Here is a 10,304-nt window from a genome sequence, read left to right on the forward strand (position 1 = left end):
CCGCCGCGCATCCCGATCCCTTCAACATCCCTCTACGGGATCCTGGAATCAGCAATGCCACATCAAGGCAAGCGCCTTTTTCCGCAGCCTGTTAAGCGTACAGAGCGTGGCTGTACCGCAACGGGACGGCCCGGAATGCCCGGATGCGCGCGCACCGGGCACAGGCTAGGCCGGTGCTGCCGAATTGCGGCCGAAAGGAACCGAGTGAGCCCTGCCCCTTCCATTCCCGGACCAGACGCCGCCCCGGCGCCGGTGATGGATTCGCAAGGCGCTCCGTTCGAACGCCCGCGCGATTTCGTCGGCCGCTATCCGCGCCGCGCCCGCGGTGTCGGCCACCGCCCGGTCGTCCTGCGCCGCCGCTGGACTTTCGCCGTGACCGCGCTCGCCGCCGTCGCCCTTCCCGCCTTCGCCGCGCCGGAAGGCTGGGACAGCTTCGCCATCGCCGACGCCGCCTCGCAAGGCGCCGAAGCACTGCCCATGCCGTTCGAGCAGGCAGGCGCCAGCTTCCCCGGTTCGGCCTTCTATTACCTCGAAGCCGAGAAGGCCCCGCTTCAGGTCGGCGAAGGCATCCGCTCCGACGCCGACGACAGCGTCTCCGGCCCGCTGGCTACCGCGCGGCCGATCTACATCGACAACTCCGGCGTCGACCGCACCCGCGCGCTGCAGTGCATGACTGCCGCGATCTACTACGAAGCCGCGAGCGAGCCCGATGCGGGCCAGCGCGCGGTGGCGCAGGTCGTGCTCAACCGCATGGCCCACCCGGCTTATCCCAAGACCGTCTGCGGCGTCGTCTACGAGGGGTCGGAACGTTCGACAGGCTGCCAGTTCTCGTTCACCTGCGACGGCTCGCTCGCCCGTCGCCCGCAGCGCATGTTCTGGGACCGCGCCGAAAACGTCGCGCGCCAGGCGCTGGCAGGCTACGTCTACACGCCGATCGGCCTCGCCACGCATTATCATACTGTCCAGGTGCACCCCTACTGGGCGCCGAGCCTGCAGTACCTTTCCACCATCGGCGCGCACCGCTTCTACGCGCTGCGCGGCGCGGCGGGCAGCGCGGCGACGTTCCGCTTCGCCTACCTCGGCGGCGAGCCGATGGCCGCTCCGCATCGCCATGACGACAGCGCCGATGCCGCCGCTGCAGCAGCGGCGCTCGACCCGCTCGCCGTCCAGCGCGCATTCGGCACGGCCCAGCCCGTGAAGGCAGAGCCGGTCGCGCAGGCAACCGGCCCGACCATGCCCATCCAGCCCAGCCCCGCCTATTCCAGCGAAGTGCAGCAGCGCGGCGGGGATTCGCTCTATACCGCCCGGAATCTGCCGGGTTCGCAGGGCATCAAGGCCGAGTACGCAAACTCCGGCCGCTGGATCACCCAGCCCGCAAATTGAAGATAATCGATTGCAACGGAGGCACCCGGGGAATGTCCCTAGGTGGTATCGTCAAGACTTGAGAAACCACGTCCCTGCATGATGGGTTCATCGCTGCCGGGGTAGAGGGTTGATCCGTCGACACCCACCAAGAAGAGAGACTATCCGCCCATGACCATCCGCTTCGCCGCCGCCATGAACGGGACGATGCCGGCCATTGCCGGAGTGCTCTGCACCGGCGCGCCGCTGGGCGCGGTCAACGACAACGGCCCCCTTCTCCCGCGCCCTAGCCTGCGCTCCATCGAGAGCAAGCCTGCCGCCGAGATCGACGCCGGCATTGCCGAAGCCCTCATGCATTTCGCACGCCACGGCCTCTCCGCCGCCGAACAGGCCCGCGTCGAGGCCGAGGCCGCCCATGAACGCGGCGACACCGCCGCACGTGCCCGCTGGCTGAGCATATGCCGCCACCTCGACCGCCGCATGGCCGCCGCGCTGGCAAAGCGCCTCGCGAGTTGAACGCTTAATCCTCCCTGTCGCGAAACGATGGGGAGGTGGCAGTCGCGAAGCGACTGACGGAGGGGTGGGTTGCAATCCCCCTCCACCACCGACTACGTCGCCGGTCCCCCTCCCCATCGCTTCGCGACAGGGAGGATGAGAGTTTCGACGAGTCGCACCCAAAGCGACTTGCGCTCGCCATATCCCCGTTCGATACCATCCCCAGCGCCGCTAAACCCTTTCGCAACATTGCCGACGTGAACAAACAGGCGATTTTCCGCCATTTCACCCCCTTTATTGCAATTGCGAACTATTATCAGATAAAAGCTGATGCAAAGACCCCTTTGCCGGTTGCAATGGTCTTCCAAGGGGCGTAGGGCCGCCCTCGCAAACACCGGCACCTGCCATTTGCGGGATTAGCGCAGGCCGCCTTGAAGTCCGAGAAATCCCGCCCTCGGGAAGGACACGAACGGATCATGGCTCGTAAGAAGATTGCCCTTATCGGCGCCGGCAACATCGGCGGTACGCTGGCGCACCTCGCGGCGCAGAAGGAACTGGGCGACATCGTCCTGTTCGACGTCGCTGAAGGTCTCCCGCAGGGCAAGGCTCTCGATCTCTCGCAGTGTGGTCCGGTCGAAGGCTTCGACGCCAAGATCACCGGCACCAACGACTATGCCGACATTGCCGGCGCCGACGTCATCATCGTCACCGCCGGTGTCGCCCGCAAGCCCGGCATGAGCCGCGACGACCTGCTCGGCATCAACCTCAAAGTGATGAAGTCGGTCGGCGAAGGCATCGCCGCCAACGCACCCGACGCTTTCGTGATCTGCATCACCAACCCGCTCGACGCGATGGTCTGGGCGCTGCGCGAATTCTCGGGCTTGCCGCACAACAAGGTCGTCGGCATGGCCGGCGTTCTGGACTCGGCCCGCTTCTCGACCTTCCTGGCCTGGGAATTCGGCGTCTCGATCCGCGACGTGAACACCTTCGTGCTCGGTGGCCACGGCGACACCATGGTCCCGGTCGTGCAGTACTCGACCGTCAACGGCATCCCGGTTCCGGACCTCATCAAGATGGGCCGCACCACGCAGGAAAAGATCGACGCGATCGTGCAGCGCACCCGTTCGGGCGGCGGCGAGATCGTCGGCCTGCTGAAGACCGGCTCGGCGTTCTACGCACCGGCCGCCTCGGGCATCGCCATGGCCGAAGCCTACCTGGGCGACCAGAAGCGCATCCTGCCCGTCGCGGCCTATGTCGATGGCCAGTACGGCGTTGACGGCCTCTACGTCGGCGTGCCCGCAGTCATCGGCGCGAACGGCGTCGAGGAAGTCGTCGAGATCGAACTGGACGAGGAAGCCAAGGGCAACCTCCAGGTCTCGGTCGACGCGGTCAAGGAACTGCTGGTCGCCTGCAAGGGCATCGACGGCACCCTCGCCTGAGTTTTTGAATACCGCCCCCGCGACTGCCCCTCATTGTTGATACTCTCACAATGATGGGTAGCGCGGGGGCAAAATAGTTTCTTGGAACCTCCCCGGCCCAATCCGGCTGCTTCCACGATCAGGAACAGGAAAACCGATGTCGATCCTCGTTAACAAGAACACCAAGGTCATCACCCAGGGCATGACCGGCGCGACCGGCAGCTTCCACACCCAGGCTGCGCTCGACTACGGCACGCAGATGGTCGCGGGCGTGACCCCCGGCAAGGGCGGCCAGACCCACATCGGTCTGCCCCAGTACAACTCGGTCCACGAAGCCAAGGCTGCCACCGGCGCCAACGCCTCGTGCGTCTACGTGCCGCCGTTCGGCGCCGCCGACGCGATCCTCGAGGCGATCGACGCCGAGATCGAACTGATCATCTGCATCACCGAGGGCATCCCCGTTCTCGACATGGTGCCCGTGAAGCGCGCCCTCACCGGCTCGAAGTCGCGCCTGATCGGCCCGAACTGCCCCGGCGTCCTGACCCCCAACGAGTGCAAGATCGGCATCATGCCCGGCAGCATCTTCTCGCAGGGTTCGGTCGGCGTCGTCTCGCGCTCGGGTACGCTGACTTATGAAGCCGTGTTCCAGACCACTGCGGCGGGCCTCGGCCAGACCACGGCTGTCGGCATTGGCGGCGACCCGGTCAACGGCACTAACTTCATCGACATGCTCGAGCTGTTCCTCGCTGACGAAGCCACCAAGTCGATCATCATGATCGGCGAAATCGGCGGCTCGGCCGAAGAAGAAGCCGCGCAGTTCCTCAAGGACGAAGCCAAGCGCGGGCGCCGCAAGCCGATGGCGGGCTTCATCGCCGGTCGTACGGCTCCTCCGGGCCGCCGCATGGGCCACGCCGGCGCGATCGTCTCGGGCGGCCAGGGCGGCGCCGAGGAAAAGATCGCGGCGATGGAAGAAGCCGGCATCAAGGTTTCGGCCAGCCCCTCGCTGCTCGGCGAGACGCTGGTGGAAGCCATCAAGGCTTTCGCCTGACACTATAGGTGCAACGGGGCGGCGTTTTCTTCGGAAACCGCGCCGCCCCGGAGCGCTTACCATGACGCGCAAGGGGCATCCGGTCCCGGCGTGAGTACCTAGCGGACTAGCGGCCCTCCCTCCCCGGAAAAATCCGTCAGCCCGCCAAACTGAAAACGTCGGACAACCCTGTCCGGGCGTGGCGATAGGTGATTCCTATGGGCGACGAGAGTTTCGATTTCACCCCGGACGCGGCACTGGACGAAGTTCAGGCCGGTCCCAGCTGGCAGCGCGGCAACTGGCCCCTCGTCGGCGGCGATGCCGAGGACGACTGGACGCAGGGACTTGATCCCACCGTCCTGAAGGCCGAGATCAAGAAGGCGGCCGCGAAAGGCGGCGCCCCGATCGACCAGTCCCGCATAGACGAAGCGGCGGCCGACGCAATCCGAGCGATGATGCTGATCCGCACCTATCGCGTGCGCGGTCACCTCGCGGCGGACCTCGACCCGCTCGGCCTCAACCAGCGCAAGCTGCCTGCCGACCTGACGCCGGAATACCACGGCTTCGCCGGTGCCGCGCAGGACCGCAAGGTCTACGTCGGCGGCGCGCTCGGCCTTGAATGGACGACCGTGCGCGAGATCGTGCAGATCCTGCGTGCCAACTACTGCGGCAAGGTCGGCCTCGAATACATGCACATCTCGGACACGGAGGAGCGCCGCTTCCTCCAGGACCGGATGGAAGGCGCGAACAAGGAAATCGAGTTCACGCCGGAAGGCAAGAAGGCGATCCTCGCGGCCGTCGTGCGCGGCGAGCAGTACGAGAAGTTCCTCGGCAAGAAGTACGTCGGCACCAAGCGCTTCGGCCTGGATGGCGGCGAGTCGATGATCCCTGCCCTCGAGGCGGTGATCAAGTACGGCGGCCAGCTCGGCGTGAAGGAAATCGTCTACGGCATGGCCCACCGCGGCCGCCTGAACGTTCTCGCGAACGTGATGGCCAAGCCCTACAAGGTGATCTTCCACGAATTCTCAGGGGGGACCGCGAACCCCGAGGACGTGGGCGGCTCGGGCGACGTGAAGTACCACCTCGGCACTTCGACGGACCGCGAGTTCGACGGCACCAAGGTTCACATGAGCCTGATGCCGAACCCCTCGCACCTCGAAACCGTCGATCCGGTCGTGCTCGGCAAGGTCCGCGCCTACCAGCAGATCGCGGACGACATCGGCGACGACGTCGGCCCGAACGCCAAGCACAAGCAGGTGCTGCCGGTCCTCATCCACGGTGACGCGGCCTTCGCGGGCCAGGGCATCATCTGGGAGTGCTTCGGCCTCTCGGGCGTGAAGGGCTACAACACCGGCGGCTGCGTCCACTTCATCATCAACAACCAGATCGGCTTCACGACGAGCCCGCAGTTCGCGCGCAACTCGCCGTATCCCTCGGACGTCGCCAAGGGCGTCCAGGCGCCGATCCTGCACGTCAACGGCGACGATCCGGCGGCCGTAACGTTCGCCTGCAAGCTGGCGATCGACTACCGCCAGACCTTCGGCCGCGACATCGTGATCGACATGTGGTGCTACCGCCGCTTCGGCCACAACGAGGGCGACGAGCCGGGCTTCACCCAGCCGCTGATGTATCAGAAGATCCGCCAGCACCCGCCGGTGTCGAAGATCTATTCCGACAAGCTGAAGTCGGAAGGCGTCATCGACGATGCGTTCCTGACGCAGACCGAGGCCGCGTTCACCGAGCATCTCGAAGAGCAGTTCGAGGCGGCCAAGACCTACAAGGCGAACCAGGCCGACTGGTTCTCCGGTCAGTGGAGCGGCTTCCACAAGCCCGCCGACCCCGAGACCGCGCGCCGCAACGTCGACACCAAGGTCGAGCCCAAGCTGTTCGAAAGCCTGGGCCGTACCCTGACGACCGTTCCTGCGGACCTCACCGTCCACAAGACGCTCGCCCGCGTGCTCGCCGCCAAGGAAGAAATGTTCAAGTCGGGCGAAGGCTTCGACTGGGCGACGGCGGAGGCACTCGCCTTCGGCAGCCTCGTCTCGGAAGGCTACGGCGTTCGCCTGTCGGGCCAGGACTGCGGCCGCGGTACGTTCTCGCAGCGCCACGCGGTGTGGACCGACCAGACCGACGAGCGCAAGTACGTGCCCCTCACCACGCTGCCGCACGGCCGCTTCGAGGTGCTGGATTCGACGCTGTCGGAATACGGCGTGCTCGGCTTCGAGTACGGCTTCGCCAGCGCCGATCCGAAGACGCTGGTGCTGTGGGAAGCCCAGTTCGGTGACTTCGCCAACGGCGCGCAGATCATCATCGACCAGTACGTCGCATCTGCGGAGTCCAAGTGGCTGCGCGCGAACGGCCTGGTGATGCTGCTGCCGCACGGTTACGAAGGCCAGGGACCCGAGCACTCCTCGGCCCGTCTGGAGCGTTACCTGCAGCTCTGCGCGCAGGACAACATCCAGGTCTGCAACATCACCAGCCCGGCGAACTACTTCCACGTTCTTCGCCGCCAGATGCGCCGTCCGTTCCGCAAGCCGCTCGTCATCATGACCCCCAAGTCGCTGCTCCGCCATCCGCTGGCGAAGTCCTCGGCGAAGGAGTTCCTCGAAGGCGACTTCAAACGCATCCTCTCCGACCCCAAGGGTTCGGCTGACGAGGCGACCAAGAAGGTCGTGCTGTGTTCGGGCAAGGTCTTCTACGACCTGCTCGAAGCGCGCGATGCCGCCGAGATCGACGACACCCAGATCATCCGCATCGAGCAGCTCTACCCCTTCCCGGGCGAACCGCTGGCCAAGCGTCTGTCGAAGATGCCGAACCTCGAAGAGATCGTCTGGTGCCAGGAAGAGCCGAAGAACAACGGCTCCTGGTTCTTCGTCGAGCCGCTGGTCGAAGCCGCCGCCGTCGAGGCGGGCGTCAAGGCTCCGCGTCCGCGCTATGCGGGTCGCTCGGCCTCGGCCTCCCCGGCCACCGGCCTCGCCAAGCGCCACACCGCCGAACAGGCGGCGCTGGTCGCCGACGCGCTGCATCTTTCCGTCCGTTCCGAACTCCGTCGCAAGCAGAAGGCTTGAGATAAATCATGACCACCGAAGTCAAGGTCCCCGTCCTTGGGGAATCCGTCGCCGAAGCCACCATCGGCCAGTGGCTGAAGCAGCCCGGCGAAACCGTTGCCGCTGACGAGCCCATCGCCAGCCTCGAGACCGACAAGGTCGCGATCGACGTCATGGCGCCCCACGCGGGCACCATGGGCCAGCAGCTCGTGGCCGAAGGCGACACCGTCGTCGTCGGCGCGCTGATCGCCACGATCGAAGAGGGCGCAGGCGCTCCGGCAGCCGCCAAGCCCGCCGCTGCGGCTCCCGCCGCCTCGGCACCTGCCCCGACCCCGGCTGCTTCCCCGGCTCCGGCGGCTGACGAAGCCTCGGCCGGTGCATCGGTCCTCTCGCCGGCGGTACGCCGTGCGATCCTGGAGCACGGCATCGACCCCGCGTCGATCAAGGGCACCGGCAAGGACGGCCGCATCACCAAGGACGACGTCCTCGAAGCCGCCAAGAACAAGCCCGCAGCCTCGGCGCCGGCCGCATCGGTCCCGGCTGCTGCCGCTGCTCCCGCCGCGCGCGGCGAAGAGCGCGTGAAGATGACGCGCCTGCGCCAGACGATCGCCAAGCGCCTCAAGTCCGCGCAGGACAACGCCGCCCTCCTCACCACCTTCAACGACGTCGACATGTCGGCCGTCATCGAGGCGCGTGAAAAGTACAAGGACGTGTTCCAGAAGAAGCACGGCATCAAGCTGGGCTTCATGTCGTTCTTCGCCAAGGCTTCGGTCCTGGCGCTGAAGGACATTCCGGCCGTCAACGCGCAGATCGACGGCGACCAGATCGTCTACCACGACTACGTCGACATCTCGATCGCGGTCTCGGCCCCGAACGGCCTCGTCGTCCCGGTCGTCAAGGACTGCGACAAGCTGGGCTTCGCCGGCATCGAGAAGGCCATCGCGAACTTCGGCAAGAAGGCCAAGGAAGGCACGCTGACCATGGCCGACATGGCCGGCGGCACCTTCACCATCTCGAACGGCGGCGTGTTCGGTGGCCTCATGTCCACCCCGATCATCAACCCGCCGCAGTCGGCGGTGCTGGGCCTCCACCGCATCGAGGACCGCGCTGTTGTCCGCAACGGCGAGATCGTGATCCGCCCGATGATGTACATCGCGCTGTCCTACGACCACCGCCTGATCGACGGCCGCGAGGCGGTCACCGCGCTCAAGACCATCAAGGAAGCGATCGAAGACCCCACCCGTCTGCTGATCGACCTCTGAGACTGACAAGCCCCGCCCGCCCCGAACTCTGGTCGGGCGGGGTTTTCACTTGCGCTGAAACGATTATTACCGCTCGTGACTGATTGTGCGAAGCACGAGCGTGAGGAGGCCTACAATGGCTGATTACGACTACGACGTCCTTGTCATCGGTGCCGGCCCCGGCGGTTATGTCGCGGCGATCCGCGCGGCGCAACTGGGCCTGAAGACCGCCTGCGCCGAAGGGCGCGAGACGCTGGGCGGCACCTGCCTCAACGTCGGCTGCATCCCCTCGAAGGCCCTGCTCCACGCGTCGGAATACTTCGAAGCGGCCAAGGGCGGCGCGATGGCCGCGATGGGCATCAAGGTCACCCCCGAGCTCGACCTGCCCACCATGCAGGGCCAGCGCCTCGACGCGATCAAGGGCCTGACCGGCGGCATCGAGTTCCTCTTCAAGAAGAACAAGGTCGACTGGCTGAAGGGCTACGCCCAGTTCAAGGACGCGCACAGCGTCGAGGTCGCGGGCAAGACCGTGACCGCCAAGAACATCGTCATCGCCACCGGCTCGTCGGTCACCCCGCTCCCGAGCGTCGAGATCGACAACGAAGGCGGCGTGGTGGTTGACTCCACCGGCGCGCTGGAACTGGCTTCGGTGCCGAAGAAGATGGTCGTCATCGGCGGCGGCGTGATCGGTCTGGAACTGGGTTCGGTTTGGCGTCGTCTCGGCGCGGAAGTCACCGTGGTCGAATTCCTCGACCAGCTGCTCCCCGGCATGGATGGCGACGTCCGCAAGGAAGCCGCCAAGATCTTCAAGAAGCAGGGCATGGCCCTCAAGCTCGGCACCAAGGTCACCGGCGTGACCGTGGCCGAAGTGAATGGGGGCAAGAGCGCCAAGGTCACCGTCGAGCCCGCCAAGGGCGGTGACGCCGAAGTGATCGAGGCCGACGTCGTCCTCGTCTCGATCGGCCGTCGCCCGAACACCGAGGGCCTGGGCCTCGGCAACATCGGCCTTGAGCTGAACGCCCGCGCGCAGATCGAGACCGACCACGACTTCGCCACCAAGGTGGACGGCGTGTGGGCGATCGGCGACGTGATCCCCGGACCGATGCTCGCGCACAAGGCCGAGGACGAAGGCATCGCCGTCGCCGAGAACATCGCGGGCCTGACCGGCATCGTGAACCACGACGTCATCCCCGGCGTGGTCTACACCCAGCCCGAGATCGCGGGCGTGGGCCTGACCGAGGAAGCCGCCAAGGAGCGCGGTGCGATCAAGGTCGGCAAGTTCCCGATGCTGGCGAACTCGCGCGCCAAGACCAACCACGAGCCCGACGGCTTCGTGAAGGTCATCGCCGATGCCGAGACCGACCGCGTGCTCGGCGTGTGGTGCATCGCCTCGGTGGCGGGCACGATGATCGCACAGGCCGCGCAGGCCATGGAATTCGGCGCGACCTCGGAAGACATCGCCTACACCTGCCACGCGCACCCGACGCACTCGGAAGCGATCAAGGAAGCCGCGATGGCGGTGACGGGCAAGCCGATCCACATGTGATCGCGCCGTCAGGCTGAGCGAAGGGGCCGGTGCGAAAGCATCGGCCTTTTTCGTTTGCGCTTGGGCCCCCTCCACCACCCGCTGTGCGGGCGGTCCCCCTCCCCATCCCTGCGGGACAGGGAGGATTAAGGCATTCTAACTTCCTATCCTCCCTGTTGCGAAGCAATG

At 66.2% G+C, this 10,304-nt stretch carries 7 protein-coding genes; all 7 read left to right on the forward strand.

All coding sequences use genetic code 11. From position 1 onward, the window contains the following. Positions 1-204: 204 nt before the first annotated feature. The 7 genes from LH128_RS24410 to lpdA all read left to right on the forward strand — a co-directional run bounded on the left by LH128_RS24410 (position 205) and on the right by lpdA (position 10,136). Positions 205-1,383 carry a cell wall hydrolase gene (locus LH128_RS24410; protein ID WP_327195256.1) on the forward strand — a complete coding sequence of 393 codons (1,179 nt, stop codon included), beginning with the start codon at positions 205-207 and terminating at the stop codon, positions 1,381-1,383. Between the two features lie 150 nt (positions 1,384-1,533). Next, a complete protein-coding gene (locus tag LH128_RS24415; RefSeq protein WP_008832361.1) occupies positions 1,534-1,878 on the forward strand; it encodes a hypothetical protein in 345 nt (114 codons plus the stop codon). Between the two features lie 455 nt (positions 1,879-2,333). After that, a complete protein-coding gene (gene mdh, locus LH128_RS24420) occupies positions 2,334-3,296 on the forward strand; it encodes a malate dehydrogenase (protein ID WP_008832363.1) in 963 nt (320 codons plus the stop codon). 136 nt (positions 3,297-3,432) lie between these two features. Continuing rightward, positions 3,433-4,323 (forward strand): succinate--CoA ligase subunit alpha, encoded by an 891-nt coding sequence (gene sucD / locus LH128_RS24425; protein WP_008832364.1) that lies wholly within the window; start codon positions 3,433-3,435, stop codon positions 4,321-4,323. A gap of 197 nt (positions 4,324-4,520) precedes the next feature. Beyond that, complete coding sequence (locus LH128_RS24430) at positions 4,521-7,370, forward strand: 2-oxoglutarate dehydrogenase E1 component (protein ID WP_008832365.1); 2,850 nt, start codon at positions 4,521-4,523, stop codon at positions 7,368-7,370. Positions 7,371-7,378: 8 nt separating this feature from the next. Next, positions 7,379-8,611 carry a 2-oxoglutarate dehydrogenase complex dihydrolipoyllysine-residue succinyltransferase gene (odhB, locus tag LH128_RS24435; protein WP_008832366.1) on the forward strand — a complete coding sequence of 411 codons (1,233 nt, stop codon included), beginning with the start codon at positions 7,379-7,381 and terminating at the stop codon, positions 8,609-8,611. A gap of 115 nt (positions 8,612-8,726) precedes the next feature. Beyond that, positions 8,727-10,136, forward strand: coding sequence for a dihydrolipoyl dehydrogenase (gene lpdA / locus LH128_RS24440; RefSeq protein ID WP_008832367.1), 1,410 nt, complete (start codon positions 8,727-8,729; stop codon positions 10,134-10,136). Positions 10,137-10,304: the final 168 nt, after the last annotated feature.

Source organism: Sphingomonas sp. LH128 (assembly GCF_000293195.2).
Taxonomy (GTDB): domain Bacteria; phylum Pseudomonadota; class Alphaproteobacteria; order Sphingomonadales; family Sphingomonadaceae; genus Novosphingobium; species Novosphingobium resinovorum_A.